Below are 26,764 nucleotides of genomic sequence, written 5' to 3'. Positions count from 1 at the left end.
CTAGCCCGGCGCTTCCAGACACGTCCAGACCGAAAGGGACCCCATGGCAGACGAGAACTTCCCGGTCCACGCCGAGATCACCGGCCCGATCGTGATGATCGGCTTCGGCTCCATCGGGCGCGGCACGCTGCCGTTGATCGAGCGCCACTTCAAGTTCGACAAGTCGCGCTTTACCGTGATCGACCCGCGCGACACGAGCCGTCACCTTCTGGACGAGCGCGGCATCCGCTTCATCCAGGAAGGCGTGACGCGCCAGAACTATCGCGATCTGCTGACGCCCCTCCTGACGGACGGCGGCGGCCAGGGCTTCCTCGTCAACCTGTCGGTCGACACCGGCTCGGTCGATCTCATGCGCATGTGCCGCGAGCTCGGCGTCCTCTACATCGACACCGTGATCGAGCCCTGGCTCGGCTTCTACTTCGACGACACGATGTCGAACGCCGACCGCACGAACTACGCGCTGCGCGAGACGCTGCGCAGGGAGAAGCGCAAGCATCCAGGCGGCACCACGGCCGTCTCCACCTGCGGCGCCAATCCGGGCATGGTCTCCTGGTTCGTCAAGCAGGCGCTCGTCGACATCGCGCGCGACACCAACCTCGAGTTCGAGGAGCCGGGCCCGGACGACCGCGAGGGCTGGGCGAAGCTGATGAAGAAGGTCGGCGTCAAGGGCGTCCACATCGCCGAGCGCGACACGCAGGTCGCCGCCAAGCCGAAGCCCCGCAACGTCTTCTGGAACACCTGGTCGGTCGAGGGTTTCCTGTCGGAGGGCATGCAGCCGGCCGAGCTCGGCTGGGGCACGCACGAGAAGTGGATGCCCAAGAACGGCAAGACCCACAAGAAGGGCTGCCAGGCCGCGATCTATCTCGAGCAGCCGGGCGCCAACACGCGCGTTCGCACCTGGTGCCCGACGCCGGGCCCGCAATACGGCTTCCTCGTCACGCACAACGAGTCCATCTCGATCGCGGACTACTTCACCCACCGCAACAAGGAGGACGAGGTCACCTACCGGCCGACCGTCCACTACGCCTATCACCCGGCCAACGACGCGGTCCTTTCGCTGCACGAGCTGTTCGGCGCGGCCGGCAAGATCCAGCCGGAGCACCATGTCCTCGACGAGAACGAGCTGGTCGAGGGCATCGACGAGCTCGGCGTCCTCCTCTACGGCCACGAGAAGAACGCCTACTGGTACGGCTCGCAGCTGTCGCTGGAGGAAACGCGCCGCATCGCGCCCTACCAGAACGCGACCGGCATGCAGGTGACCTCGGCGGTGCTGGCCGGCATGGTCTGGGCGCTCGAGAACCCGGAAGCCGGCATCGTCGAGGCCGACGAGATGGACTATCGCCGCTGCCTCGAAGTGCAGCGTCCCTATCTCGGACCGGTGAAGGGCTACTACACTGACTGGACGCCGCTGACCGATCGCCCGGGCCTCTTCCCAGAGGATCTCGACGAAAAGGACCCCTGGCAGTTCCGGAACATCCTGGTCCGGTAAAGTCGGACAACCAGATTCATCAGTGGAAAAGCCGCAGGTCATCCTGCGGCTTTTTCCTTATAGTCTGGCACAACCGCTGCGATGCCCTACCCTTCAACCGCAAGTGCTTGATGCGCTTGAGGAGTGAGTGATGGGCGAGTTTCTGTCGGAAGCCCAACGTAAGCGCAGTATCATCCGCGAAATCATGGACGCGGCGATGTCCGGCTCGCCCGGCTCGATCGCGCGTCACTTCGCGCCCGGCGCCGTGTTCTCCAATCGCAGCAACGCGGGCATCATCGACGCGCCCTGGTTCAACCGGATGGAAGGCGAGTACCGCCTGCAGGGCGAGGAAGAGGCGAAGTCCTTCCTGAACGAGCTCCTGCGCCGCGCGACCTACATCTCCTACAAACCGCGCGGCATCGTGGTCGAGGACGACGAGGGCGCGAGCCGCTGCGACTGGACGCGCCAGGACGAGACCAACGGTTCGCTCGTCACCGGCAGCACCATGTACTGGTTCTCCTTCACCACGGACGGGCGCATCCGCTCGATCGAGACGATCGGCACGATCCACTCGGTGATCGCCGCCAAACGCGAGGAAGCCTTCGCGGGATCGAGCTCACGCGGCTGAGGATAGCGCGATCCGCGCGCATGACTCCGGGCGGCATCTGCCTTAAACTTGTATCAACTTTGATCGCTGGCCCTCCGGAGTTCCCGATGCGTCCCTTCACCCGCGCCCTGCCCGTCCTTGCCGCGGCCCTCGCCCTGTCGGCCTGCGAGACCATGGCGCCGCCGGCGCAGATGGCGGTGGCGCCGCGCCCGGCGGGCCTCGAGGGCCAGTGGTCGTCGGTGGGCGGCCCCGTCGCCTACACCGCGACCTTCGCGGGCGGGCGCTTCACCTCGAAGGAAGCGGCGACCGGCGCGGTGCTGGCCGAGGGCAACTACACCAAGACCGGCCAGGCGCAGGCGACCATCATCTACACCTCGCGCTCGCGCAACCAGCAGGTCTCGGTCAACTGCGCGCAGATGTCGGCCGACCGGCTGGCCTGCGTGAACGCCGACGGCAGCCGCTTCGAGTTCAGCCGCAAGGCCTGAGCGGGCGGCAGACCGCGGGCGTCAGTCGGGGCGGACGCTTTGTCCGCTTGCCCGAAGGCCCTGCCCTGTCCATATCCGATCGCGGCGGCGGACCCGAACGGCCCGCCGCCGCAGTCGTTTCCGGTTCCTTGCAAGCGAACGCGCCCATGCTGACCAGCCCAAGCCCCGCCGCGTCCTCCACTGCGATCGGCCCGCTGCCGCCCGGCCATCCGCCCGTGAAGCCGAAGAAGGTGGGCGTGCTCCTCGTCAATCTCGGGACGCCCGACGGCACCGACTACAAGCCGATGCGGCGCTACCTCAAGGAGTTCCTGTCGGACAAGCGCGTCATCGAATGGCCGCGCGCCGCCTGGTTCCCGATCCTCTACGGCATCGTCCTCAACACGCGGCCGAAGAAGTCGGGCCACGCCTACGAGCAGATCTGGAACAAGGAGCGCAACGAGAGCCCCTTGCGCACCTTCACCCGCGCGCAAGGCGAGAAGCTCGCGCAGCGCATGTCGGGCGAGCGCGACGTCGTGGTGGACTGGGGCATGCGCTACGGCAACCCGTCGATCGCGACCCGTGTCGAGGCGTTGCGGGCCGAGGGCTGCGAGCGCATCCTCTGCTTCCCGCTCTACCCGCAATATTCGGCCTCGACCACGGCGACGGTGAACGACAAGTTCTTCGAGCACCTGATGGCGCAGCGCTGGATGCCGGCCGTGCGCACGGTGCCCGCCTATCACGACGAGCCCGTCTATATCGAGGCGCTCGCGCGCTCGATCGAGACGCATCTCGCCTCGCTCCCCTTCGAACCCGAGCGCGTGATCGCGTCCTATCACGGCATTCCGCAGAGCTACTTCCGCAAGGGCGACCCGTATCACTGCCACTGCCAGAAGACCTCGCGCCTCGTCGAGGAGCGGCTCGGCTGGGAGAAGGGCCGCTTCATGACCACCTTCCAGTCCCGCTTCGGGCCGGAGGAGTGGCTGCAGCCCTACACCGACAAGACCGTCGAGGCGCTCGCCAAGCAAGGCATCAAGCGCATCGCCGTTCTCAACCCCGGCTTCGTCTCCGACTGCCTGGAGACGCTCGAGGAGATCGCGGGCGAGGCCGGCGAGATCTTCCGCGAGCACGGCGGCGAGCACTTCAGCCACATCCCCTGCCTCAACGATTCCGAGGACGGGATGGACGTCATCGAGCACATGGTCCGTCGCGAGCTGCGCGGCTGGATCGACTGACGCGCGGCCCGGTCGCCGGGGTCAGACCGCCGCCGCCCTCAGGCGACGCCGATGCGCAGGAGGTCGTGGAGGTGGATGATGCCGACCGGCCGCTCGTCCTCCACCACCATCAGCGCGGTGATGTTGGCGCCGTTGATGATGTCGAGCGCCTTGGCCGCCAGCGTGTCGGGCCGGATGGTCTTGGGCGAGGGCGTCATCACCTCGTCCACGGTGCGCGACAGGAGGTCGGAGGCGAGGTGACGGCGCAGGTCGCCGTCGGTGACGATGCCGAGCAGCCGCCCCGCCTCGTCGACCACCGCGACGCAGCCGAAGCCCTTGCGCGAGATGGCGAGGATCGCCTCGCCCATCCTTGTGCCGCTCGCCACCAGCGGCAACGCCTCGCCCTTGTGCATGACGTCGCCGACATGGCGAAGGCTCGCGCCGAGCTGACCGCCGGGATGGAAGACGCGGAAGTCGCTGGGGCTGAAGCCCCGGCGCTCCAGAAGCGCGACGGCCAGCGCATCGCCCAGCGCCAGTTGCAGAGTGGTCGAGGTCGTCGGCGCGAGACCGTGCGGGCAGGCCTCGGTGGCGCGCGGCAGAAGCAGGCGCTCGTCGGCGGCCGAGCCGAGCGCCGACGCCTCGCGCGAGGTGATGGCGATCAGCGGGATCCGGAACCGCCGGGTGTAGGCGACGATGCCGGTGAGCTCGGCCGACTCGCCCGACCACGACATGGCGAGCACCGCGTCGTCGCGCCCGATCATGCCGAGATCGCCGTGGTTGGCCTCGACCGGATGGACGAAGAAGGCCGGCGTGCCGGTGGAGGCGAAGGTCGCGGCGATCTTCGAGGCGACATGCCCACTCTTGCCGATGCCGGTGACGACGAGGCGCCCGCGAACGCCCGCGATGAGGTCGAGGCTGCGCTCGAAGGCGGCGCCGAGGTCGCCCGCCAGCGCTTCGGCCAGGAGCGACAGGCCCTCGGCCTCGGTGCGGACGGTGCGGATCGCCGATTGGGTGCCGGGGGCGGGGTCGGCGGCGAGCGGAAGAGCGTTCAGGGTCATTCGCCTCCCTTACTCCTGCCGCGCGGCGCGCGCCAGCAGGGCTGCCGGAGGTGTGCGTCCGGTCAGCCCGGCTCCATGATGGGCGCCTACGGATAGGGGGATTGACGCCCTCCGGCCGGCCGACCCCGTGCCCATCGACCGATCGGACATGACGCCCCTCCTTCGCCCCCTCCTCGCCTCGCTGCTTCTCAGCGCCGGACCGGTCGCCGGGTCCGCGTCGGCGCAGGATGCCGGCGATGTCCCGCCGATCCGGGGCCGCGCCGACGAGATGCGCCTGTCCGACACGATGGACCTGCGCACGCAGACGCGGGATTCCAGCGAGCGCGAGGCGACGCAGCCGCTCGATCCCGCCCAGCGCGAGCTGTCGAACGACCTCGACGCGCCGCTCGCCGACCCGGCAGACGTGCCGCAGCCCGTCCGGCCGGACGCGGACGCCGCCGATCCCGCCGAGGCGCTCGACCTCTTCGCCGGCCCGCCCGAGCCGCGCCGCGAGAACCTGCCGCAGTCGACGCGGCAGGCCTCGCCGGCCCAGCCGGTCGATGCCGGCGTGCGGCCGGCGCGCGCCTCGCGCACCGGCGCTGCGGCCGCGCTCGACGGCATCGCCCCGACCGAGACCGCGCTCGAGACCGACGACACCGGCCAGCGCCCCGCCGCGGCAGACCTGCCGCCCGACCTCTTCCGCGCCGTCGGCCCCGTCCGCAGCCCGACGCAGGACACGCAGCTCGGCCGCCAGGGCGGCGCGGGCCTCGACGACCTTCGCCGCGCCCTGCCCCGGACGCAGGACGATCCGTTCGCCCCGCTCGGCCTGCGGCTCGGCTCCTTCACGCTCTATTCCACGCTGGAGCAGAGCTTCGGCACGTCCGACAACCTCACCAACACGCTGGACGGGGTGCGCGGCGCCTTTTCCGAGACCGCCGGATCGGTCCGCCTCCTGTCGAACTGGGACCGCCACGAGGCGGAGATCAACGCCCTGACGAGTTTCCGCCGCAACGATTCCGGCCCCCTGCAGGACGTTCCGCGGATCGACCTCGACGCACGTCTTCGCCTCGACATGAGCCGCGACTGGACGGCGACGCTGCGGGGTGCCCTGCGCTTCGACCGCGACGATCCGCTGGTGAGCGGCCCCGCCACCGCGGAGGCCTCGACGCGCGACATCCTCGCCTATTCCGCCGGCGCGACGCTCTCGCGCGACGTCGGCCGCCTTCACAACGAGCTCGACCTGTCGGCCGTGCGCGAGGACCGCGACGACGGGCTGTTCGACGGCACCGTGCGCCGCCTCGACGACAGCTTCACCACCTGGAGCGCGGGCCTCAGGACCGGTTACGACGCGACGCCGGCGCTGCGCCCGTTCGTGGCGGCGAGCGTCGGCCGCCGCCTGTTCGACGAGACCCTTCTCGGCTCGCCCTCGCGCGACAGCGTCATTCCGGCGCTGCGCGGCGGGGTCGGCTTCGACTGGGGCGAGAAGCTGTCGGGTGACGTCGCGGTCGGCTACGCCTGGAACGTGCCGGACGACGATCGGCTCGGCACGCAGGCGAGCCCGACGATCGACGCGCGGGTGAACTGGTCGCCGCGGCGCGGCACCGACGTTCTTCTGCGGGCCGAGACCTTCTTCGAGCCGGACACGTCGGGTCTGGCAACCTCCACGCTCTATCAAGCCTCGCTCGGCCTTCGCCATCGCGCCACCGCGCGGATCGATCTCGAGGGGCGGTTGATCGCCGGCCTTCGCGACGGCCCGGTGGCGGGAGACGAAAATCTCTATGCGGCCGAGACCGGCCTCACCTACTGGCTGAGCCGATACCTCGCGGTGACCGCGCGCTACCGCTACGACCGGTTCGATTCGCCGCTGCCGGGGCTCGACTACGACGCCAACACCTTCCGGCTCGGGGTGCGGCTCCAGCGCTGATCACGAAAAAGGGGCGCCTTGCGGCGCCCCTCACGCATGTCCGGTGCTCGCGAAGCCTTTACTCGGCGGCCGGGCGCGGCACGGCGCGGCGCTCTTCCGGCTCCACCGTGCGCATCAGTTCCTCGAGGTCGTCGAAGACCTTGTGGCGGATGTCGTGGCGCCACAGGGCGAAGGCGACGTTGGCCTGGATGAAGCCTTCCTTCGAGCCGCAGTCGAAGGTGCGGCCGGCGAACGGGTAGGCGAAGAAATCCTGCTGCTTGGCGAGCTTCAGCATGCCGTCGGTCAGCTGGATCTCGTTGCCCGCGCCCTTTTCCTGCGTCGACAGGATGTCGAAGATCTCGGGCTGCAGGATGTAGCGGCCGGAGATGAAGAAGTTCGAGGGCGCCTCGTCGGCCTTCGGCTTCTCGACCATGCCGTCGATGCGGAAGCCCGAGCCGACCTCGGGCCCCTTGCCGACGATGCCGTACTTGTGGGTCTCGGCCGGGTCGCACTGCTCCACCGAGATGACGTTGCCGCCGGTCTCCTCGTAGAGCTCGACCATCTTCTTCAGGCAGCCCTGCGTGTCCTGCATGATCATGTCGGGCAGGAGGAGGGCGAAGGGCTCGGGACCGACGAGGTCGCGCGCGCACCATACCGCGTGGCCGAGGCCGAGCGGCGCCTGCTGGCGGGTGAAGCTCGCGGTGCCCGGCGTCGGCTGCAGGCTGTCGAGGAGCTTCAGCTCGGTCTGCTTGTTGCGGTCGGTCAGCGTGTTCACGAGCTCGACCTGGATGTCGAAGTAGTCTTCGATCACGCCCTTGTTACGGCCGGTGACGAAGATCAGGTGCTCGATGCCCGCCTCGCGGGCCTCGTCCACGACGTACTGGATCACGGGGCGGTCGACGACCGTCAGCATCTCCTTGGGGATTGCTTTGGTGGCGGGGAGGAACCTCGTTCCCAGACCCGCCACCGGGAAGACGGCCTTCCTGACCTTGCGCATTCGTGATCCTTCCTGCCGATTACGAGATCGTGACTATATGTTCGATCAACACGCCGCGTCGAGCGAATCGCCCGCGAGCGCCGTGATTTCGCCCAAGAAGATGCTGATTAGATGACACCTCACACATCGAAAAGCTTTTCGTGTCCGGACGTGGTAAAGGAAGCGTTCACATCCGCCCTCTAGACTCGAGGCCCTCGCTAACGTTCTGTCCTTCCAAGGAGTAGACCCATGCCTGGACCGATCCACAAGCGCCTCATGGCCCTGTCCGCGGGCTGCCTCGCGCTCTTGGTCGCCACGGCCTCGACGCCCGCTCTCGCCGATGCCGGTTTCCGCAACTGGATCGCCGGCTTCGAGAAGACGGCGGTGGCGAACGGCATCAGCCGCAACACCTATCGCGCCGTGTTCGCGGGCGTCAGCGAGCCCGATCACGACGTCATCGAGAAGGCGCGCTTCCAGCCCGAGTTCCAGGACAAGATCTGGGACTATCTCGACAACCGGGTGAACGACGAGTCGGTCGCCGAAGGGCGCCGGATGCTGGTGCAGTACAAGCCCTGGCTCGACCGGATCGAGAAGCGCTTCGGCGTCGACCGCCACATCCTCCTCGCCATCTGGTCGATGGAATCGAACTACGGCCGCATCCTCGAGCGCGACGACGTGATGAAGAGCGTGCCGCAGGCGCTGGCGACGCTCGCCTACATGGATCCCAAGCGCGCCAAGTTCGCCCGAACGCAGCTTCTGGCCGCGCTCAAGATCGTGCAGGACGGCCACGTGACGCCGAAGGGCCTCACCGGCTCCTGGGCCGGCGCGATGGGCCACACCCAGTTCATCCCGACGAGCTACCAGGCCTATGCCGTGGACATGGACGGCAACGGCCATCCGGACATCTGGAACTCGATCCCCGACGCGCTGGCGACCGCTGCCAACCTTCTGGCCAAGAACGGCTGGCAGACCGGCAAGAGCTGGGGCTACGAGGTCGTGGCGCCCGCCGGCTCGGCCGACATGCGCGGCTCCAACCGCAAGCTCTCGCAATGGGCCGCCAGCGGCTTCCAGCGCGTCAGCGGCCGCGCCTTCCCGAGCCCCGGCGACAACGCCAACCTCCTGATGCCGGCGGGCGCCTCGGGCCCAGCGTTCCTGATGACCAAGAACTTCTTCGTCATCAAGCGCTACAACAACGCCGACAAGTACGCGCTCGCCGTTGGCCACCTCGCCGACCGGATCGCCGGCTACGGCGACTTCGCGCAGGCTTGGCCGCGCGGCTACACGCCCCTCTCGATGGAGGAGCGCTACGAGGTGCAGCAGCGGCTGACGAACCACGGCCTCTACGACGGCAAGATCGACGGCAAGATCGGCTCGGGCTCCAAGGCCTCGATCACGGCCTACCAGCGCCGGGCTGGCGTCGCCGAGGACGGCAACGCCTCGAAGGCCCTCCTCGACCTCCTGCGGAAGCACTGAGCATCATGGCGGACACGATCCACGCGCGGGCGTCCCGCGCCTTCCTGTCCGCCATCCTGGCCCTTTGCGTCGTGGGCGCCGAGGCCTCCCACGCCCCCCGCGCCGAGGCTCAGCAGCGGCGCGGCCTTCTCGAGATGCTGTTCGGCGGCGGGCGCACGGAAACGCGCCAGCCGCCGCAGCGCGTCGAGCAGCCGCCGCAGCGCCGACAGGTGAAGAAGGTCCGCAAGGCGAGAAACCCCAGCGCAGCCGCTCAGCGGCCGAAAGGCGGCAAGGCGATCGCCGCGGCAGGAGGCGGTGCGGCCGCCGCCGCGACCGTCGCCGCCGCACCGGTGGAGAAGAGCGAGACCGCGCGCACCGTTCTCGTGGTCGGCGATTTCATGGCCGGCTCGCTCGCCAAGGGGCTGGAAGAGGCCGTGTCGCAGAACCGCGAGATTCGCGTCGTCGCGAAGGTCGACGGCTCGTCCGGCCTCGTTCGCGAGGATCATTTCGACTGGCCCGCCGAGATCGGCAAGACCATCGCAGAGACCAAGCCGTCGGTCGTGGTGGTCATGCTGGGCGCCAACGACCGGCAGGCGATCCGCGACGCGGGGTCCTCGCTCGCCCTGCGCACGGCCGAGTGGAGCGACCGTTACACCGCGCGTGTCGAAGCGCTGGCCTCGGCCGTGCGCGCCTCGGGCGCATCGCTGGTCTGGGTCGGCGCCTTGCCCTTCGACATCGACCGCGCCAGCGAGGACATGGTCTACTTCAACGATCTCTATCGCACGGCGGCGCTGAAGGCCGGCGGCGAGTTCGTCGACGTCTGGGGCGGCTTCACCGACGCCAACGGCGCCTTCGTCGCGTCGGGCCCCGACATGGCCGGGCAGACCGCACGGCTGCGCAATTCCGACGGCATCACCCTCACCAGTGCGGGCTCCGACAAGCTCGCCTACTTCGTCGAGAAGCCGGTCACGCGCATTCTCGGCCTCAGCGTCGACGATCTCGTGGCGAGCCTCGGATCGCAGCAGATGTCGGCCGCCGATCTTCCCTCCGTCAACGATCTCGCCTCCGCGACGACGACCCCGCCCGTCAGCTTCTCCGACCCCAGCCTCGACGGCGGCGACAATCTCCTCGGCGGCGCGGTGGCGCCCGGCGTCAAGGCGCAGAGCGACGCCAGCCCGCGCGCCAAGCTCGTGGTCGCCGGCACGCCGATGGACCCGACCGAAGGTCGCGCCGATCATTTCAACTGGACGGGGCGCAGTGGCGCCGTGTCGCCGACGACGCAAGGCAATGCGATCGTCTTCCGCGGATCGACGACGCTGGACGAGTTGCGGCGTCGGGCGCGGGATGCCGGAGCCCCGGAAACGGAAAGCGCGGCCGATGCCGCCGCGCGCAGCCTGCCCGCACCGACCCAGCCCTGACCGGTCAGAGCGAGAGGACGCCGAGCGTCGTCGCGGCCACCACGCCGTAGCGCGCGAGCTTGCCGAGCCCGACGAGAACGACGAATGGCGCCCAGCGCACGCCGAGAAGACCGGCGACGAGCGTCAGCGCATCGCCCACCACCGGCACCCAGGCGAGGAGCAGCGAGGGCAGACCGAAGCGCTGGAACCAGCGACGCGCCCGGCCGAGATGCCGTTCGGAAACGGGAAACCAGCGCGCATCGCTCCGATGCATCAGCCAGCGCCCGCACGCCCAGTTGAAGAGGCTTCCGAGCGTGTTGCCCACGGTGGCGATCAGCACCAGCACGATCGGATCGAAACCGCCCCTTAGGATCAGGGCGACGAGCAGCGCCTCGGACGAGCCCGGCAGCAGCGTCGCCGACAGGAACGCGGACACGAAAAGGGCCCCCTGGACGAACAGGGGACCCGCATCCTGCAGAAGTTCGCTCAATCCGAGGCTCAGGCGGCGCGCGCCGCCGCCTTCTTCTCCAGCCGGCGACGGTGGAGGACCGGCTCGGTGTAGCCGTTCGGCTGCTCGCGGCCCTTCAGGACGAGTTCCAGTGCCGCCTGGAACGCGATCGAGCGATCGGGATCGGTCGCCATCGGCTCGTAGGCCGGATCGCCCGCGTTCTGCTTGTCGACCACGGCCGCCATGCGCTTCATCGTCTCGACGACCTGCGCCTCCGTCACCACGCCATGGCGCAGCCAGTTGGCGATGTGCTGGGACGAGATGCGGCAGGTGGCGCGGTCCTCCATCAGGCCGACGTCGTGAATGTCGGGCACCTTGGAGCAGCCGACGCCCTGATCGACCCAACGCACGACATAGCCGAGGATGCCTTGCGCGTTGTTGTCGAGCTCGGCCTGCACGTCCTCCGGTGTCCAGTTCGGGCGAACGGCGACGGGGATCGTCAGAATGTCGGCGAGCTCGGTGCGCGGATGGCCCTCGAGGCCGGCCTGCACCTTGGCGACCGAGATCTCGTGGTAGTGCGTCGCATGGAGCGTCGCCGCCGTCGGCGAGGGCACCCAGGCCGTGTTGGCGCCGGCCTTCGGGTGGCCGACCTTCTGCTCCAGCATCGCGGCCATCTTGTCGGGCATCGCCCACATGCCCTTGCCGATCTGGGCATGGCCCTTGAGGCCGCAGGCGAGCCCCGTGTCGACGTTGCGGTCCTCGTAGGCCTTGATCCAGGTGGACGCCTTCATGTCGCCCTTGCGGATCATCGGTCCGAGTTCCATCGAGGTGTGCATCTCGTCGCCGGTGCGGTCGAGGAAGCCGGTGTTAATGAACACGACGCGGCGGCGTGCCCGGCGGATGCACTCCTTGAGGTTGACGGTGGTGCGCCGCTCCTCGTCCATGATGCCCATCTTCAGGGTGTCGGGCTCGAGGCCGAGCGCCGTCTCGACGCGCGAGAAGATCTCGTCGGCGAACTCTACCTCGTCCGGCCCGTGCATCTTCGGCTTCACGATGTAGACCGAGCCGGCGCGGCTGTTCTTCGCCCCGTCCGTCTTCCGGAGATCGTGCATCGCGATCAGCGAGGTGAACATCGCGTCGAGGATGCCTTCGGGCGCCTCCAAGCCGTCGGGCAGAAGGACAGCCGGATTGGTCATGAGATGCCCGACATTGCGCACCAGCATCAGCGAGCGGCCGGGCAAGGTCAGCGCCCCGCCATCGGGCGCCGTGTAGTCGCGGTCGGGATTGAGGCGGCGCGTCATCGTCCGCCCGCCCTTCTCGAAGGTCTCGGCGAGGTCGCCCTTCATGAGGCCGAGCCAGTTGCGGTAGACGGCGACCTTGTCCTCGGCGTCGACGGCGGCGACGGAATCCTCGCAGTCCTGGATCGTGGTGACGGCGCTTTCCAGCACCACGTCGGAGATGCCGGCGCGGTCGATCTTGCCGATCGGCGTCGAGGGATCGATCACCACTTCGGCATGGAGTCCGTTGGTGGCGAGGAGGATCGTGTCCGGCTTGTCCGCCGCGCCGCGATAGCCTGCGAACTGATCGGGCCTCGCCATCGAGGTCTCGCGGCCGTCGAGGCGCACGACGAGCCGGCCCGCCGCAACGGCAAAGCCGGTGGCCTCGCTCCAGGACGCGCCGTCGAGCGGCGCCGAGCGGTCGAGGAAGTCGCGCACCCAGGCGACGACCTTGGCGCCGCGCGCCGGGTTGTAGTCCCGGCCGCGCGCGGCGCCCCCGTCCTCGGAAATCGCGTCGGTGCCGTAGAGCGCGTCGTAGAGCGAGCCCCAGCGCGCGTTCGCCGCGTTCAGCGCGAAGCGGGCGTTGAGGACGGGCACGACGAGCTGCGGGCCCGCAATCGTCGCGATCTCCGGATCGACATTGGCGGTCTCGACCGAGAAGGCGTCGCCCTCCGGCACGATGTAACCGATCTCGCGCAGGAACGCTTCGGCCTCCGCGCCGTCCACCGCCCGCCCCTGCCGCTCGGCGCACCAGCGGTCGATCCGCGCCTGCATCTCGTCGCGCACGGACAGGAGCTCGCGATTGCGCGGCGCGAGATCGGCGAGGATCTCGGCGAGCGAGCGCCAGAACGCATCGGCCTCGACGCCCGTGCCCGGCAGGGCCTCGGTCTCGACGAAGCTCTTCAGGACGGAGGCGACCTTTAGGCCGTGGATCTCGACGGTTTCGGTCATGGCGCGGGGCTCCTCCAGTCAAGCGATGGTGTGTCCGGGTTTGGGGGAAGGAAATATCCCTGTCAAACGGGAGGGGTAGGGAACGGGCCCGAAGGGTTGCCAAAGCGGCTTCGCGCCGGGACACTCCGGCCCATGGCGAAGCGCCAGCCCGTTTTAGAGCGAAGGAGCCCTTGATGCGATCCGCCCTCCTCGGCCTCGTTGTCTGTCTTTGTGCCGGCACCGCGCTGCCCGCCCGCGCGTTCGACCTCACGATCCTCCACATCAACGACTTCCACAGCCGCGTGGAGCCGATATCGAAGTCGGACGGGCCCTGCTCACAGAAGGACGCGGCCGAGAACGCATGCTTCGGCGGCGTCGCGCGGATCGCGAGCGCGGTGAAGGCCGAGCGCGCGGCGGCCGGCACCACGCCGACGATCCTCCTCGACGCCGGCGACCAGAGCCAGGGTTCGCTCTTCTACACGCGCTACCGCAACGAGGACGCGGCCGAGTTCATGAACACGATCGGCTTCGAGGCGATGGCGGTTGGCAACCACGAGTTCGACGACGGCGTGCCGGTGATCGAGACGTTCGCGGGCGCCGTGCGCTTTCCCATGCTGATGGCGAACGCCGACCTCGTGCGCGAGCCGGGGCTGGCAAGGCACGTGAAGCCCTCGACCGTGATCGAGAAGGACGGCCAGCGCATCGGGGTGATCGGCCTGACGCCGCGGGACAACCAGGAACTGACGGCGGCCGGCAAGTCGATCACCTTCACCGACCCGGTCGAGGCCGCCCGGCGCGAAGCCGAAAAGCTCACCGCGGACGGCGTGACCAAGATCATCCTCCTCAGCCATTCCGGCTACGAGGTGGACAAGCGCTTGGCGGCCGAGGTGCCCGCGATCGACGTCATCGTCGGCGGCCACTCGCACACGCTTCTCTCCTCCACCGACCCGAAGGCGGCGGGGCCCTATCCGACGCTGGTGAAGGGACCGGACGGGCGCGACGTGCCGATCGTTCAGGCCTACGCCTACTCGAAATATCTCGGCAAGCTCAGCGTCTCCTTCGACGACGAGGGACGTGTGACGAAGGCGGACGGCGCGCCGATCCTTCTCGACGCCTCGGTGCCGGAGGACGCGGCGATCAAGGCGCGCGTCACTGAGCTTGCCAAGCCGCTGGAGGAGATCAAGGCCAAGGTCGTCGCGGAAGCCGCCGCCCCGATCGACGGCCAGCGCGACACGTGCCGCGTCGCCGAATGCCAGATGGGCAACCTCGTCGCCGACGCGATCCTCGACCGCACCAAGGATCAGGGCACGACGATCGCGATCGGCAACGGCGGCAACGTGCGCGCGTCGATCGATGCCGGGCCGATCACCATGGGCGAGGTGCTGACGGTCCTCCCCTTCCAGAACACGCTGGCGACCTTCCAGCTCACCGGCGCAGACATCAAGGCGGCGCTGGAAAACGGCGTCAGCCAGGTCGAGGAAAGTGCGGGTCGCTTCCCGCAGGTGGCGGGCCTCCAGTTCGACTGGTCGCGCAAGGGCGCGCCGGGCGTCGACCGCGTGAAGGCGGTGCGCGTGACGTCCGCCGCCGGCGAATGGGTGCCGATCGACCCGGCCGCGACCTACACGGTCGTCTCCAACAACTTCCTGCGCCAGGGCGGCGACGGCTACGCCGTGTTCGCGACCAGGGCCGAGAAGGCCTACGACTTCGGGCCGAACATGGAGGATGTGGTGGTCGCCTATCTCCAGGACGGCCGCTCGCCCTACATCGCCTCGACCGACGGGCGCATTCGCGAAGTCGAGTAGCGCTGGAGGCCGCAAGGCTCCGGCGCGGCCGGGCGCCGCGCCGTCAGCGATCGGCGAGCAGCACGCGGTGGTCGAGAAAGAACTTGGCGAAGAAGGGCAGGCTTGCCGAGCCGACCTCGCGCGCCGCCCGGCCGATCGTGCCCTCGACAACCGCGACGGGCGGCAGGCCCTGCAAATCGATCCGGCCGAGCGCCTGGCGCGTCGCCTCCGTCAGGCGGGCGCGCACAGCAGCGGGAAAACTGCCGTCGATCACCGCCTTCTCGAAGTCGTAGACCGAGACGGCGGAGGCGATGGCATGGGCGAGCCCTTCGGCAGCTTCCGCGATCCACGCCTCCAGAAGGTCTCCGAGCCCCGTCCAGTCGGCGTCCTTGCGCCAAAGCTCGACCGCCGAGCGGCCGGCCTCCTCGACCCGGCGCTCGAGGACGTGGATCGAGGCGGCGTGGATCAGCTGGTGGCGACCGCCGCCGGGCGCGGGCACGGGCATCGAGCCGAGCGCACCGGCATTGCCGGTGCGGCCCGACACGAGCGTGCCATCGATGACGATGCCGCCGCCGACGAAGGCGCCGACGAAGAAGTAGATGTAGTCGGCCGAATCGATCGTGCCGAATGCCTGCTCCGCGCCGCAGGCGGCCGTCACGTCGTTGGCGATGTAGACCGCCTCGCCGGTCAACGCCTCGAGTTCGGTCGCCATGTCGAGATGGCGCCATTCCTCCATCTCGCCGCTCGGCGCGCCGTTGGCCTCGCCCCAGGACCAGAGCTCGAACGGCATGCCGACCCCGAGCCCGGCGATGCGGCGCCGAAGCGCCGGCGGCAGGCTGGCACGCAGATCCGCGACGCCGCGCTCGACGAAGGACTGGATCTCGGCGCGGCGCGGAAAGCGGTAAAGGACGTCGCGCGAATCGCGGACCTGGCCGACGAAATCCATCAGGACGATCTCGCTGGTGCGCCGCCCGAGCTTCAGGCCGAAGGCGAAGGCCCCGTCCGGGTTGAGACGCATCGGCACCGAGGGCTGGCCGACACGGCCGCGCCGGGGCTCGCCCGCCAGCACCAGCCCCTCCGCCTCGAGCGAGCGCATGATGACGGAGGCCGTCTGCGGCGACAGGCCGGACAGGCGGGCGATCTGCGACTTGGCGAGTTCGCCGTGCCGGCGGATCAGCGACAGCACCGCCCGCTCGTTGTGGGCGCGCAGGCCCGCCTGGTTCGAGCCGCGCAGGCGCTCGTCGGTCGCTTCGCGAACGGAGCCAGCCGGCGACTCGAGGCCGGGCAGGTTCGCATCGTTCATGGATGTGGTCCCCTGGCCGCCAGACCGGGCGGCAATAGATCAACCTTCACCAACATGAAAAACCTGTCAATAAATAAATCTTCGTGAGTTATCGATTGACAGGTATAACCCGAGGCTGTTGGATGCCCTTCGTTCGGCGCGGACGTGGAGAGCCGCCCGACGGGACGCCATGACGGGCGTCGCTTTCAGTTTCGGGAGATCGTCCTTGGCCATTCGTCGTTTTCTTGCATCCGCCGCGCTCGGCGCCCTCGGTCTCGCCGCCATGACGGCCGGCGCCTCCGCGCAATCGCCGATGACCGTCTGCCTCATCACCAAGACGGACACGAACCCGTTCTTCGTGAAGATGAAGGAAGGCGCCGAGGCCAAGGCGAAGGAACTCGGGATCAACCTGCAGTCCTATGCGGGCCGCGTCGACGGTGACCACGACAGCCAGGTCCAGGCGATCGAGAGCTGCATCGCGGCCGGCGCCAAGGGCATCCTGATCGCTGCCTCCGACACCAAGGCGATCGCCTCCTCGACCCAGAAGGCGCGCGATGCCGGCCTGATCGTGATCGCGCTCGACACGCCGCTCGAGCCGCTCACCGCCGCCGACGCGACCTTCGCCACCGACAACTTCGAGGCGGGCGTCCTGATCGGCCAGTGGGCCAAGGCCAAGATGGGCACGGAGGCCGAGAACGCCAAGATCGCCTTCCTCGACCTCACCCCGCAGCAGCCCTCCGTCGCCGTCCTGCGCGACCAGGGCTTCATGCAGGGCTTCGGCATCGACGTTAAGAACAAGGACGTCGTCGGCGACGAGGACGACAAGCGCATCGTCGGCCACGACGTGACCAACGGCAACGAGGAAGGCGGCCGTCAGGCCATGGAGAACCTTCTCCAGAAGGACCCGACGATCAACCTCGTCTACACGATCAACGAGCCGGCGGCGGCCGGCGCCTACGAGGCGCTGAAGGGCCTCGGCCTCGCCGACAAGGTGACGATCGTCTCGGTCGACGGCGGCTGCCCGGGCGTCGCCAACGTCAAGGACGGCGTGATCGGCGCGACCTCGATGCAGTACCCGCTGAAGATGGCGTCGATGGGCGTCGAGGCGGTGAAGACCTTCGCCGAGAGCGGCAAGAAGCCGGAGGCTTCGGCCGGTCTCGAGATCACCAACACGGGCGTCGACCTCGTCACCGACCAGCCGGTGGACGGCGTGAAGTCGATGGACACGACGGCCGCCGCCAAGGCCTGCTGGGGCTGATCCCCCTCCGAGACTGCGGGAAGCCTCCGGGCTTCCCGCTTTGACGTCGAGCGCCCACACGCCCATCGCTTTCTCGTCCCGACGGGCCACCCGCGTCGCTCAAGGGATCCACCAGGCGCACGCCGGCGCCAGAACCGGCCATCAGCCCCCGGGAGGCCTCGTTCCATGAGCGAAACCACGTCCACGAAGGGCAGCGACTTCGAATCCGGCCTCGCCAAGAGCGATACGCGCGTCGCCGACTTCTCCGGCCACGGCCGGACCCCGCTGCAGCATCTCCAGCATTTCCTGCACGGCAACCCGACGATGGTGCCGATCATCGTCCTCCTGTTCGGCATCATGGTGTTCGGCCTCCTGATCGGCCAACGCTTCTTCAATGCCTTCACGATGACGCTGATCCTCCAGCAGGTCGCGATCGTGGGCATCGTCGGCGTCGCGCAGACGCTGATCATCCTGACCGCCGGCATCGACCTGTCGGTCGGCGCGATCATGGTCCTGTCCTCGGTGATCATGGGCAATCTCGCCGTGATGAACGGGGTGCCCGCCCCGATCGCGATCCTCGTCGGCTTCGCCGTCGGCACGCTCTGCGGCGCGATCAACGGCGTCCTCGTCGCCAAGGTGAAACTGCCGCCGTTCATCGTTACGCTCGGCATGTGGTTCGTCTACGAGGCGATCAACTTCATCTACACCCAGAACGCCACGATCCGGGCGCAGGACGTGACGGCGGAAGCCCCGCTCCTCCAGTTCCTCGGCAACACGTTCCAGATCGGCGGCGCGGTCTTCACCTATGCGGTGATCAGCGTCCTCGTCCTCGTCGCGCTGTTCTATTACATCCTGAACTACACCTCCTGGGGCCGCCACGTTTACGCCATCGGCGACGACGAGGACGCGGCGCGCCTGTCGGGCATCCGCTCCAACAAGGTGCTGATCTCGGTCTACGCGGTGTCGGGCCTCATCTGCGCCTTTGCCGGCTGGGCGCTGATCGGGCGCATCGGCTCGGTCTCGCCGACCTCGGGCTACGAAGCCAACATCCAGGCGATCACCGCGGTGGTGATCGGCGGCACCTCGCTCTTCGGCGGTCGCGGCTCGGTGCTCGGCACCCTCGTCGGCGCACTCATCGTCGGCGTCTTCGCCATGGGACTGCGCATCTACGGCACCGATCCGCAGTGGACACGCCTCACCGTCGGTGCTCTCATCATCCTGGCCGTGGCGGCCGACCAGTGGATCAGAAAGGTCTCGGCGTAATGGTTCAGTACGGCACCCAACCCGTTCTCCAGGCGCGCGGCCTGAACAAGCGCTACGGCCGCGTGGTGGCGATCGACAACGCCGACTTCGACCTCTATCCCGGCGAGATCCTCGCCGTGATCGGCGACAACGGCGCCGGCAAGTCGACCCTGATCAAGGCCCTGTCGGGCGCGGTGACGCCGGACGCCGGCGAGGTCCGCCTCGACGGCAAGCCCGTCACCTTCGCCAACCCGCAAGCCGCGCGCGACGCCGGCATCGAGACGGTCTACCAGCAGCTGGCCCTCTCGCCCGCCCTGTCGATCGCCGACAACATGTTCCTCGGCCGTGAGCTGCGCCGTCCGGGTCCGCTCGGCTCGTACCTGCGCATGCTCGACAAGCCGCGCATGCGCAAGATCGCCCGCGAGAAGCTGTCCGAACTCGGGCTGATGACGATCCAGAACATCGATCAGGCGGTGGAAACGCTGTCGGGCGGCCAGCGCCAGGGCGTCGCGGTGGCACGCGCGGCGGCCTTCGGCTCCAAGGTCCTGATCCTCGACGAGCCGACCGCCGCGCTCGGCGTCAAGGAATCGCGCAAGGTTCTCGACCTCATCCTCGAGGTGCGCGCGCGCGGCCTGCCGATCGTCCTGATCTCGCACAACATGCCGCACGTCTTCGAGATCGCCGACCGCATCCACATCCATCGCCTGTCGAAGCGCCTGTGCGTGGTGGACCCGAAGTCGATCACGATGTCGGATGCCGTGGCACTGATGACGGGCGCCAAGGCACCGGAGCCGGAGATCCTCGCGGCCTGACCGGCCCAGACCGCCAACGTTCCGAAGCCGGCCTGCGAGCCGGCTTCGTGCGTTTCAGGGCGCGCCTCGCCTTGACCCGCGGCCGGAAGAGGCGAGCTTCCGGGACGATCCGCCACCAGAGACCGGCGCCATGAGCGAACGCTACGACCTTTACTACTGGCCCGGCCTCCAGGGCCGCGGCGAGTTCCCACGCCTGGTGCTGGAAGCCGCCGAAGCGCCCTATCGCGACATGGCGCGCCTCGACGAAGCGGACGGCGGCGGCGTTGCCGCGATGATGCGCATCCTGGAAACCGGCATCGGGCACCACATCCCCTTCGCACCGCCCTTCCTGGTCGTCGGCGACCGGCTCGTCGCGCAGGCGGCCGCGATTTCGGCCTATCTCGGCGAACGGCTCGGCCTCGCGCCGGAGGCGGAGGCCGATCGCCTCTTCGCGCGCACCATCGCGCTGACGACGGCCGACCTCGTGACGGAAGCGCACGACACGCATCATCCCGTCGGGACAGGCCTCTACTACGAGGACCAGAAGCCCGAGGCGCTGCGCCGGGCCGAGGCGTTCCGGCGCGAGCGGATGCCGAAGTTTCTCGGCTGGTACGAGTGGCTTCTCCAGATGAACGACCACGGCGTCCTCGTCGGGGATCGCCTCACCTATGCCGATCTCGGCCTGTTCCAGGTGGTGGAGGGCCTGCGCTACGCCTTCCCGCGTCGGATGGGTTCGATCGAAGGCGATTACGCCCGTGTCATCGCGCTCCACGACGCCGTGGCGCAGCATCCGGCGGTCGCGTGCTATCTCGCGAGCCCGCGCCGCGTTCCGTTCAACGAGGACGGGATCTTTCGGCACTATCCCGAACTCGACGGGGCGTGAGCGTCGGATTGCCGCCCGGCCATGCCTGATGAGAAAGAGGGCGACGGCATCGCTGCCGCCGCCCCTCTTCCGTTGGACGACCACCGCCGCGGCGGCGTGCGGTCAGTTCGCGAGCTTCGTGGCGAAGAGCGCGAGGCCCTGCTGATAGACCGTCGCCCGGTTCCAGTCGACGAGGCGCGCGAAGTTCGGCTCGCCCGGATTGTAGCCGGCGCCCGCGATCCAGCCATGCTGCTTCAGGAAGTTGGCCGTCGAGGCGAGGACGTCCGCCTTGGAGCGGATGAGGTCGCGGCGGCCGTCGCCGTCGAAGTCCACGGCATAGCGCAGGTAGTTCTTGGCGAGGAACTGCGTCTGGCCGATCTCGCCGGCCCAGGCGCCCTTCATGTCGGCCGCGCGCTTGTCGCCTCGGTTGACGATCTGGAGCGCGGCCATCAGCTCCTCGGTGAAGAAGTCCGAGCGGCGGCAGTCGTAGGACAGGGTCGCCAGCGAGCGGAAGATGTTCATGTTGCCGGAGTTGGCGCCGAACCCGGTCTCCATGCCCCAGATCGCGACGAGAATCTCCTTCTGGACGCCGTAGCGCTGCTCGATGCGGTTCAGGAGGTCGCGGTTCTGCGCGATGATGCCCTTGCCCTTCTTGACGAAGGAGGCGGGCGCGCGGCGCTCCATGAAGGCGTCGAGCGACAGCTTGAAGCTCTTCTGGTTGCGGTCGAGGCTGATGACCTTGGGATCGTAGGTGACGTTGCCGAGCGCGGTCTGCAGCGTCTCCTGCGAGATGCCGCTGGCGGCGGCCTGGCTTTTGAAGTTCTCGAGCCACGGCTGGAAGCCGGCCGAGGAGTTGCCGCAGCTCTGGGCGAGCGCGGGTGCCGCAAAGCTGATGGCGGCAGCGGCAAGGGCCGCCCGGAACAGCGGAAGTCTCTTCATGCGTTGGTCCCCTTGTGGTCTGGCCCGCCGCCGCGATCCCCCTCGAAGGTCCGGTCGGCGCTGGTTCAGGCGAATGAGTGAAGTGGGTGCCAATGCACCACCGTCGATTGATTCTTCGGCCTTAAACAACAAGAAAGCGTTTGCGAAGTGGCGAGCGGACCGGCTTTGCGTCGCGTGCCGTTGCACCGCGCCGTCACGCTTTCGCGAGCCCCGTTCGACACGAAGGGGCTGGAAAGGCGGGATCGAGGCTCCAACTCCAGCTCATTCATCCCCGTGATCGAAAGTCTGCCGATGTTCATCGCCATGAACCGCTTCAAGGTCCTGCCCGACGCGGCGGAGGAATTCGAGGCGCTGTGGGCCAACCGCGAGACGCATCTCCACACGGTGCCGGGCTTTCGCGAGTTCCACATGCTGAAAGGCCCGGAGCGCGACGATCATGGGCTCTACGCCTCGCACACGATCTGGGCGAGCCGCGAGGCGTTCGAGGGATGGACGCGATCGGAGGCCTTCCGCGCCGCCCATCGCGGAGCGGGCGGCACGCGCCCGCTCTATCTCGGTCATCCGGAATTCGAGGGTTTCGAGGTCATCCAGACCGTGGACGCCGAGGGCCGGCGCAGCTGAGGGCGCCGGACGGCGCCTCCCTATTCGGCCGCGATGGGGCGTACCCAGAGCGACGAGCAGACGATGCGGCTCGTATCGCAGCGGTCCTTGTGCCGCCCGGCGATCTCGACGACCTCCTCCATCAGCCCATCCGACAGGCGGGTCGGCTCGAGGCCGAGCTTGATCAGCGAATCGTTGGCGACCACGAGGTCGTTCTCGGCCATCTCCTTGCGCGGATTGTCGAGATGCTCCACCGGCACGCCGGTCATCCGCGACACCATCTGGGCGAGATCCCCCACCCGGTGCGTCTCGGTCATCTGGTTCATGATCTTGACGCGGTCGCCGCGCCGGGGCGCCGACTGGATGGCGAGCGCGATGCAGCGCACCGTGTCGCGGATGTGGATGAAGGCGCGGGTCTGCCCGCCCGTGCCGTGGACGGTCAGGGGATGGCCGATCGCGGCCTGCGCCAGGAAGCGGTTCAGCACCGTTCCGTAGTCGCCGTCGTAGTCGAACCGGTTGACGAGGCGCTCGTCGAGGTCGGTCTCGGGCGTCGAGGTGCCCCAGACGATGCCCTGATGCAGATCGGTGATCTTCAAACCGTCATTCTTGGCGTAGTACAGGAAGAGCAGCTGATCGAGGGTCTTCGTCATATGGTAGATCGAGCCGGGATCCACCGGATAGAGGATCTCGACGGTCGCCTCCGCGCCCGCCGAGCGCAGGGTCGCGTCGATATACCCCTCCGGGATCGTCATCCCCTTGGTCTTGCCGTAGCCGTAGACGCCCATCGTGCCGAGATGGACGAGATGGGCATCGGGACACGCCTCCACCATGGCGCACAGCACCGACGACGTCGCGTTGACGTTGTTGTCCACCGTGTAGCGCTTGTGCCAGGGCGACTTCATCGAATAGGGCGCGGCGCGCTGCTCGGCGAAATGCACGATGGCGTCCGGCGCGACCTGACGGAACAGCGCCTCCAGCCGGTCGTAGTCCTTCGCGACGTCGAGCTCCACGAAGTCGATCGGCGTGTTGCGCGTCTCGCGCCACGCCTGCAGTCGCTCCTCGATCGAGCGGATCGGCGTCAGGCTGGAGACGCCGAGCTCCTCGTCGGTCCGCCGGCGAACCAGGTTGTCGACGATCGTGACCTGGTGCCCCTCGGCCGACAGGTGGAGCGAGGTGGCCCATCCGCAGAACCCGTCGCCACCCAGAACAATCACCTTCATGCGGACATCACTTTCGTCTCGTGGCGCGCCCCGGCGCACTCGGTCAGCGCAAGCTCTATCATTGCAAAAAGCATTCGGAAACGGACCTTCCGTTTCGCGGCATCGGGGGACTGTGAAACATGCGCATCCTGATCGGATCGGACGCGGCGGCGCCGCAGGTGAACGGCGTCGTCCGCGTTCTGGAGACCACGGCCGGATGGCTGAGGCGGTTCGGCCACGAGGTCGAACTCTTCGGACCGGAGGACTGCCCGCATTCGATCCCGGCGCCGGGCTACCCGGAAGTGCGCCTCGCCGTCGCGCCCGGCCGCACGATCGCCAGCCGCATCGAGGCCTTCCGGCCGGACTCGATCCACATTCCGGTGGAAGGCACGATCGGGCTGTCGATGCGCCGCTTCTGCCGCACGCGCAACATCCCGTTCACGACGTCCTTCCACACGCGCTTCGGCGACTACTTCGACCGCAAGTTCGGCTTCGGCTCCACGGCGGCCTATGCTGTGCAGCGCTGGTTCCACAATGGCGGGGCGGGCATGATGGTGCAGACCGACACTTTAGAGCAGGAGCTGACGGCGCGCGGTTTCCGCAACATCTCGCGCTGGGGACGGGCGGTCGACACCGAGCTGTTCCATCCCTGCCGCGGCGAGGCCGGCTTCGACGTGGATTTCCTGAACCTGCCGCGCCCGATCTTCCTGTATCTCGGCCGCGTGTCGGACGAGAAGAACCTGCCGGCCTTCCTCGGGCTCGACCTGCCGGGCTCCAAGGTCGTGGTGGGCGACGGCCCGGCGAAGGTGCGGCTGGCCGCCGCCCATCCGGACGCCCACTTCCTCGGCTACCGCCACGGCGCGGACCTCGCGCGCCACCTGTCGGCGGCCGACGTCTTCGTGTTCCCGTCGCGCTTCGAGACCTTCGGGCTTGTGGTGCTGGAATCGCTCGCCTGCGGCACGCCCGTCGCGGCGCTGCCCGTTCCCGGCCCGCGCGACATCGTCGGCGGCACGCCGCATGCCGTCCTGTCGGAAGACCTGCGCGCGGCGGCGCTCAGCGCCCTGTCGATCGATCGGGACGGCTGCCGGCAGTTTGCGGAAGGGTTTTCGTGGGAGCGATGTTCGCGCGAGTTCGAGGCGAATCTCGTCTGCATTCCGCAGGAAATCTGGGTGCCGCCGGTGCGGCTGGCCGAAGCGGCCTGAGGGCGCCTGCCCCGAATTCTCGGTCGAACCGGTGGTCCGGCGGGTCGCATCCGACCCACCGGAAAGGTCTGTGATCGTTCAGACCGCCTTGGCCACCGCCTTGCGGGTCCGCTTGACGGGCTTGGCCGCCACGATCGCCGCCGCTGCCACGGCTTCCTCGGCCTCGCGCGCCAAACGCAGCGCGCGCAGGCGGTTGGTCTTGTCGTTCGTCGCCTTGGTCTCGGCGCTAATCATGCGCATCGCCGAACCCTTTTCGGCGCGATTGGCGATGTCGCCGAGCTCGCTCGAGCGCGACGCCTCGCTCCTGACTGGCATATCCATGATGCATGTCCTTCCCGGCCGGGACCTTGATCCGGCGGCGCAGAACGAAGCCCGCGCGCACGGAAAACCCGACATGGCGGCCGGAGCGACCGCCTGACACGATAACTAGGGCGCTGGGGCCGATTTGCGAGGGCGATCGACCCTTACAGTGTGACGTAGGTGCCCAGTTCCACGACCCGGTTGGCGGGGATCTTGTAGTAGTCGATCATGTCATAGGAGTGCCGCGCCATCTTGATGAAGAGCTGGCTTTGCCAGCGCGGCATGTCGGAGCGAACCGCCGAGCGGATGCGCCGGCGCCCAACGAAGAAGGTGGTCGACATCACGTCGAACTTGATCCCCTTTTCGCGCAGCTGGATGAGGGCCTGCACAAGGTTCGGCTCCTCCAGGAAGCCGTAATGCAGCTCGATCCGGGCAAATCCCGGCGCGAGTTCCCGGTAGTCGATGCGCTCGGCCAAGGGCACGTAGGGCGTGTTCACCGTGCGGATGGTGACGATGACGTTGCGCTCGTGCAGCACGCGGTTGTGCTTCAGGTTGTGCAGGAGCGCCGACGGAACGGTCTCCGGCGTCGAGGTGAGGTAGAGCGCCGTCCCCGGCACGCGCGAGACCGACGAGGTCTCCATCGCCTTGATGAAGGTCTCGAGCGACAGGTTCTGCTGCGCGGCCTTGGAATTCAGGAGCCTGACGCCCCGGACCCAGACGCCCATCAGCACCACGATGCAGCCGCCGATCACCAGCGGCAGGTAGCCGCCGTCGGCCAGCTTCAGGAGGTTGGCAGCGAGATAGGCCATGTCGATCATCAGGAACGGCGTGACCACCGCGATCGCAAGGCCGAGCCCCCACTTCCAGCCATAGGCGAAGACGACGATCGCCAGGAGGCTGGTCACCACCATCGTGCCGGTCACGGCGATGCCGTAGGCGGCGGCGAGCGAGGACGAATCCTGGAAGAAGAGGACGAGCAGCACGACGCCGATCAGCATCAGCCAGTTGACGGTCGGCAGGTAGATCTGGCCCTGCTCGGTCTCGGACGTGTACTCGATCTGCAGGCGCGGCAGGAGACCGAGCTGGATCGCCTGCTGGGTCAGCGAGAAGGCGCCGGTGATCACCGCCTGCCCGGCGATGACGGTCGCCATCGTGGCGAGGATCACCAGCGGGAACCGCGCCCATTCGGGCGCCGACAGGAAGAAGAGGTTCGGCAGCACCGCCGGGTCGTGCAGCGCGTAGGCGCCCTGCCCGAGATAGTTGAGGAGGAGCGCCGGACCGACGAAGCCGAGCCAGGCGATCTGGATCGGCCGCTTGCCGAAATGGCCCATGTCCGCATAGAGCGCCTCGGCGCCCGTCACCGCCAGGAACACCGACCCGAGGACGGTGAAGCCGATGATGCCGTGGCTGGTCATGAACCACAGGCCGTTGATCGGGTTGAGCGCGTGCAGGATCTGCGGCGCGTCGCCGATATGCGAGACGCCGATCGCAGCCAGCGCGATGAACCAGACCGCCATGATGGGGCCGAAGAAGCGCGCGACCTGCGAGGTGCCGAAGGACTGCACCATGTAGAGGCCGATGATGATCACCAGCGCGATCGGCACGATGTAGGGATCGAGCCCGGGCGCTGCGACCTTGAGGCCCTCCACCGCCGAGAGCACCGAGACCGCCGGCGTCAGGATCGCGTCGCCGTAGAACAGCGCCGCGCCGACGATGCCGAGGCCGAGGATCACCTTGTTGGGCTTGGCCAGCGCCTTCTGCGCCAGCGCCATCAGGGACAGGGCACCGCCCTCGCCCTGGTTGTCCGCACGCAGCACCAGCATCACGTATTTGACGGTGACGACGAAGATCAGCGACCATACGAGCAGCGACACGATGCCGATGATCTCGCTCGCCGAGGGCACGCCGCCGACATGCAGCAACGATTCCTTCATGGCGTAGAGCGGGCTCGTCCCGATATCGCCATAGACCACGCCGATACTGCCGAGGACGAGAGGTCCGAGGCTCTTGGCGTGGGGGTTTTCGCGCGTCTGGATCTGCGTCTCGGCCGCAGGGGCCGCCTGACCGCTGGTCATTCCTCGAACGAGGCCTCCGGGATGGATCGGAACGGTGGGGTCAAGAGGCTCGACGCCTTCGCCTCTCGCTGATGGCACGCCCGG

General features: G+C 68.3%; 23 protein-coding genes. 14 read left to right on the top strand and 9 right to left on the bottom strand.

Going from position 1 to position 26,764, the window contains the following annotated elements; translation table 11 throughout:
• Window positions 1–43 precede the first annotated feature (43 nt).
• From ASF65_RS18365 to hemH, 4 genes are all read left to right on the top strand, one after another.
• Window positions 44–1,489, top strand: a complete 1,446-nt coding sequence (locus ASF65_RS18365; RefSeq protein WP_055892515.1) for a homospermidine synthase — start codon at window positions 44–46, stop codon at window positions 1,487–1,489.
• Window positions 1,490–1,619: 130 nt separating this feature from the next.
• A complete protein-coding gene (locus tag ASF65_RS18360; RefSeq protein WP_055892512.1) occupies window positions 1,620–2,096 on the top strand; it encodes a nuclear transport factor 2 family protein in 477 nt (158 codons plus the stop codon).
• Window positions 2,097–2,182: 86 nt separating this feature from the next.
• Window positions 2,183–2,560: a hypothetical protein gene (locus ASF65_RS18355; protein ID WP_055892509.1), complete on the top strand. Its 378-nt coding sequence runs from the start codon at window positions 2,183–2,185 to the stop codon at window positions 2,558–2,560.
• Between the two features lie 146 nt (window positions 2,561–2,706).
• Window positions 2,707–3,771, top strand: a complete 1,065-nt coding sequence (hemH, locus tag ASF65_RS18350) for a ferrochelatase (RefSeq protein ID WP_055892507.1) — start codon at window positions 2,707–2,709, stop codon at window positions 3,769–3,771.
• A 38-nt stretch (window positions 3,772–3,809) separates the two neighbouring features.
• Here hemH and ASF65_RS18345 read toward each other — a convergent pair whose 3' ends face one another.
• A complete protein-coding gene (locus tag ASF65_RS18345) occupies window positions 3,810–4,808 on the bottom strand; it encodes a KpsF/GutQ family sugar-phosphate isomerase (RefSeq protein WP_055892504.1) in 999 nt (332 codons plus the stop codon).
• 148 nt (window positions 4,809–4,956) lie between these two features.
• Here ASF65_RS18345 and ASF65_RS18340 point away from each other — a divergent pair, with 148 nt between their 5' ends.
• A complete protein-coding gene (locus ASF65_RS18340; protein ID WP_156369387.1) occupies window positions 4,957–6,711 on the top strand; it encodes an outer membrane beta-barrel protein in 1,755 nt (584 codons plus the stop codon).
• Between the two features lie 58 nt (window positions 6,712–6,769).
• On the opposite strand, the gene galU is transcribed toward ASF65_RS18340, so the two are convergent.
• Window positions 6,770–7,687 (bottom strand): UTP--glucose-1-phosphate uridylyltransferase GalU, encoded by a 918-nt coding sequence (gene galU, locus ASF65_RS18335; protein WP_055892500.1) that lies wholly within the window; start codon window positions 7,685–7,687, stop codon window positions 6,770–6,772.
• Window positions 7,688–7,915: 228 nt separating this feature from the next.
• On the opposite strand from galU, the gene ASF65_RS18330 reads away from it, so the two are divergent.
• Entirely contained in the window at window positions 7,916–9,139 is a 1,224-nt protein-coding gene (locus tag ASF65_RS18330) for a lytic murein transglycosylase (RefSeq protein WP_055892496.1), read from the top strand.
• A gap of 5 nt (window positions 9,140–9,144) precedes the next feature.
• Complete coding sequence (locus ASF65_RS18325) at window positions 9,145–10,536, top strand: DUF459 domain-containing protein (protein WP_055892493.1); 1,392 nt, start codon at window positions 9,145–9,147, stop codon at window positions 10,534–10,536.
• A gap of 4 nt (window positions 10,537–10,540) precedes the next feature.
• Here ASF65_RS18325 and ASF65_RS18320 read toward each other — a convergent pair whose 3' ends face one another.
• The gene (locus ASF65_RS18320) at window positions 10,541–11,005 is read right to left on the bottom strand and encodes a YqaA family protein (RefSeq protein WP_244486821.1); all 465 of its coding nucleotides are present in this window, start codon (window positions 11,003–11,005) and stop codon (window positions 10,541–10,543) included.
• Window positions 11,006–11,013: 8 nt separating this feature from the next.
• Window positions 11,014–13,191, bottom strand: a complete 2,178-nt coding sequence (locus ASF65_RS18315) for a malate synthase G (protein WP_055892490.1) — start codon at window positions 13,189–13,191, stop codon at window positions 11,014–11,016.
• A 173-nt stretch (window positions 13,192–13,364) separates the two neighbouring features.
• Here ASF65_RS18315 and ASF65_RS18310 point away from each other — a divergent pair, with 173 nt between their 5' ends.
• Window positions 13,365–14,972, top strand: a complete 1,608-nt coding sequence (locus ASF65_RS18310) for a bifunctional metallophosphatase/5'-nucleotidase (protein WP_055892487.1) — start codon at window positions 13,365–13,367, stop codon at window positions 14,970–14,972.
• 43 nt (window positions 14,973–15,015) lie between these two features.
• On the opposite strand, the gene ASF65_RS18305 is transcribed toward ASF65_RS18310, so the two are convergent.
• Window positions 15,016–16,254, bottom strand: a complete 1,239-nt coding sequence (locus ASF65_RS18305) for an ROK family transcriptional regulator (RefSeq protein WP_082505839.1) — start codon at window positions 16,252–16,254, stop codon at window positions 15,016–15,018.
• 262 nt (window positions 16,255–16,516) lie between these two features.
• Here ASF65_RS18305 and ASF65_RS18300 point away from each other — a divergent pair, with 262 nt between their 5' ends.
• The 4 genes from ASF65_RS18300 (at window position 16,517) to ASF65_RS18285 (ending at window position 20,386) form a co-directional block, all read left to right on the top strand.
• Entirely contained in the window at window positions 16,517–17,491 is a 975-nt protein-coding gene (locus ASF65_RS18300) for a sugar ABC transporter substrate-binding protein (RefSeq protein ID WP_244486823.1), read from the top strand.
• 165 nt (window positions 17,492–17,656) lie between these two features.
• Window positions 17,657–18,733, top strand: coding sequence for an ABC transporter permease (locus ASF65_RS18295; protein ID WP_055892483.1), 1,077 nt, complete (start codon window positions 17,657–17,659; stop codon window positions 18,731–18,733).
• On the top strand, window positions 18,733–19,524 hold the full coding sequence (locus tag ASF65_RS18290; RefSeq protein ID WP_055892480.1) for an ATP-binding cassette domain-containing protein: 792 nt from the start codon (window positions 18,733–18,735) through the stop codon (window positions 19,522–19,524). Before ASF65_RS18295 ends, ASF65_RS18290 begins: the two co-directional genes overlap by 1 nt.
• A 130-nt stretch (window positions 19,525–19,654) precedes the next feature.
• Window positions 19,655–20,386: a glutathione S-transferase gene (locus tag ASF65_RS18285; RefSeq protein ID WP_055892478.1), complete on the top strand. Its 732-nt coding sequence runs from the start codon at window positions 19,655–19,657 to the stop codon at window positions 20,384–20,386.
• Between the two features lie 102 nt (window positions 20,387–20,488).
• On the opposite strand, the gene ASF65_RS18280 is transcribed toward ASF65_RS18285, so the two are convergent.
• Complete coding sequence (locus ASF65_RS18280; RefSeq protein ID WP_055892475.1) at window positions 20,489–21,304, bottom strand: lytic murein transglycosylase; 816 nt, start codon at window positions 21,302–21,304, stop codon at window positions 20,489–20,491.
• A gap of 291 nt (window positions 21,305–21,595) precedes the next feature.
• Between ASF65_RS18280 and ASF65_RS18275 the strand changes: the two genes are divergently transcribed.
• Complete coding sequence (locus ASF65_RS18275; protein ID WP_055892472.1) at window positions 21,596–21,925, top strand: antibiotic biosynthesis monooxygenase; 330 nt, start codon at window positions 21,596–21,598, stop codon at window positions 21,923–21,925.
• Window positions 21,926–21,945: 20 nt separating this feature from the next.
• Here ASF65_RS18275 and ASF65_RS18270 read toward each other — a convergent pair whose 3' ends face one another.
• The gene (locus ASF65_RS18270) at window positions 21,946–23,124 is read right to left on the bottom strand and encodes an NAD-dependent epimerase/dehydratase family protein (RefSeq protein ID WP_055892468.1); all 1,179 of its coding nucleotides are present in this window, start codon (window positions 23,122–23,124) and stop codon (window positions 21,946–21,948) included.
• Between the two features lie 119 nt (window positions 23,125–23,243).
• On the opposite strand from ASF65_RS18270, the gene ASF65_RS18265 reads away from it, so the two are divergent.
• On the top strand, window positions 23,244–24,305 hold the full coding sequence (locus ASF65_RS18265; RefSeq protein WP_055892465.1) for a glycosyltransferase family 1 protein: 1,062 nt from the start codon (window positions 23,244–23,246) through the stop codon (window positions 24,303–24,305).
• 78 nt (window positions 24,306–24,383) lie between these two features.
• Here the strand turns inward: ASF65_RS18265 and ASF65_RS22180 are convergent, their stop codons facing one another.
• Window positions 24,384–24,626, bottom strand: a complete 243-nt coding sequence (locus tag ASF65_RS22180) for a hypothetical protein (RefSeq protein ID WP_055892462.1) — start codon at window positions 24,624–24,626, stop codon at window positions 24,384–24,386.
• Window positions 24,627–24,769: 143 nt separating this feature from the next.
• The gene (locus ASF65_RS18255) at window positions 24,770–26,680 is read right to left on the bottom strand and encodes a potassium transporter Kup (RefSeq protein ID WP_055892460.1); all 1,911 of its coding nucleotides are present in this window, start codon (window positions 26,678–26,680) and stop codon (window positions 24,770–24,772) included.
• Window positions 26,681–26,764: the final 84 nt, after the last annotated feature.

Origin of the sequence: Aureimonas sp. Leaf324, from assembly GCF_001423245.1 — a bacterium.
Classification (GTDB): domain Bacteria; phylum Pseudomonadota; class Alphaproteobacteria; order Rhizobiales; family Rhizobiaceae; genus Aureimonas.
Note: the sequence above shows the minus strand (reverse complement) of the source record. Positions and strands in the feature narration are given on the sequence as shown.

Bases quoted from the DNA above. Each gene is read 5' to 3' on its own strand.
- ASF65_RS18345 (WP_055892504.1), bottom strand. From the start codon at position 4,808: ATGACCCTGAACGCTCTTCCGCTCGCCGCCGACCCCGCCCCCGGCACC.
- ASF65_RS18340 (WP_156369387.1), top strand. From the start codon at position 4,957: ATGACGCCCCTCCTTCGCCCCCTCCTCGCCTCGCTGCTTCTCAGCGCC.
- ASF65_RS18280 (WP_055892475.1), bottom strand. From the start codon at position 21,304: ATGAAGAGACTTCCGCTGTTCCGGGCGGCCCTTGCCGCTGCCGCCATC.
- ASF65_RS18310 (WP_055892487.1), top strand. From the start codon at position 13,365: ATGCGATCCGCCCTCCTCGGCCTCGTTGTCTGTCTTTGTGCCGGCACC.
- ASF65_RS22180 (WP_055892462.1), bottom strand. From the start codon at position 24,626: ATGGATATGCCAGTCAGGAGCGAGGCGTCGCGCTCGAGCGAGCTCGGC.
- ASF65_RS18275 (WP_055892472.1), top strand. From the start codon at position 21,596: ATGTTCATCGCCATGAACCGCTTCAAGGTCCTGCCCGACGCGGCGGAG.
- ASF65_RS18325 (WP_055892493.1), top strand. From the start codon at position 9,145: ATGGCGGACACGATCCACGCGCGGGCGTCCCGCGCCTTCCTGTCCGCC.
- ASF65_RS18300 (WP_244486823.1), top strand. From the start codon at position 16,517: ATGACGGCCGGCGCCTCCGCGCAATCGCCGATGACCGTCTGCCTCATC.
- ASF65_RS18290 (WP_055892480.1), top strand. From the start codon at position 18,733: ATGGTTCAGTACGGCACCCAACCCGTTCTCCAGGCGCGCGGCCTGAAC.
- ASF65_RS18270 (WP_055892468.1), bottom strand. From the start codon at position 23,124: ATGAAGGTGATTGTTCTGGGTGGCGACGGGTTCTGCGGATGGGCCACC.
- ASF65_RS18295 (WP_055892483.1), top strand. From the start codon at position 17,657: ATGAGCGAAACCACGTCCACGAAGGGCAGCGACTTCGAATCCGGCCTC.
- ASF65_RS18265 (WP_055892465.1), top strand. From the start codon at position 23,244: ATGCGCATCCTGATCGGATCGGACGCGGCGGCGCCGCAGGTGAACGGC.
- hemH (WP_055892507.1), top strand. From the start codon at position 2,707: ATGCTGACCAGCCCAAGCCCCGCCGCGTCCTCCACTGCGATCGGCCCG.
- ASF65_RS18330 (WP_055892496.1), top strand. From the start codon at position 7,916: ATGCCTGGACCGATCCACAAGCGCCTCATGGCCCTGTCCGCGGGCTGC.
- ASF65_RS18315 (WP_055892490.1), bottom strand. From the start codon at position 13,191: ATGACCGAAACCGTCGAGATCCACGGCCTAAAGGTCGCCTCCGTCCTG.
- ASF65_RS18360 (WP_055892512.1), top strand. From the start codon at position 1,620: ATGGGCGAGTTTCTGTCGGAAGCCCAACGTAAGCGCAGTATCATCCGC.
- ASF65_RS18255 (WP_055892460.1), bottom strand. From the start codon at position 26,680: ATGACCAGCGGTCAGGCGGCCCCTGCGGCCGAGACGCAGATCCAGACG.
- ASF65_RS18355 (WP_055892509.1), top strand. From the start codon at position 2,183: ATGCGTCCCTTCACCCGCGCCCTGCCCGTCCTTGCCGCGGCCCTCGCC.
- galU (WP_055892500.1), bottom strand. From the start codon at position 7,687: ATGCGCAAGGTCAGGAAGGCCGTCTTCCCGGTGGCGGGTCTGGGAACG.
- ASF65_RS18305 (WP_082505839.1), bottom strand. From the start codon at position 16,254: ATGAACGATGCGAACCTGCCCGGCCTCGAGTCGCCGGCTGGCTCCGTT.
- ASF65_RS18365 (WP_055892515.1), top strand. From the start codon at position 44: ATGGCAGACGAGAACTTCCCGGTCCACGCCGAGATCACCGGCCCGATC.
- ASF65_RS18285 (WP_055892478.1), top strand. From the start codon at position 19,655: ATGAGCGAACGCTACGACCTTTACTACTGGCCCGGCCTCCAGGGCCGC.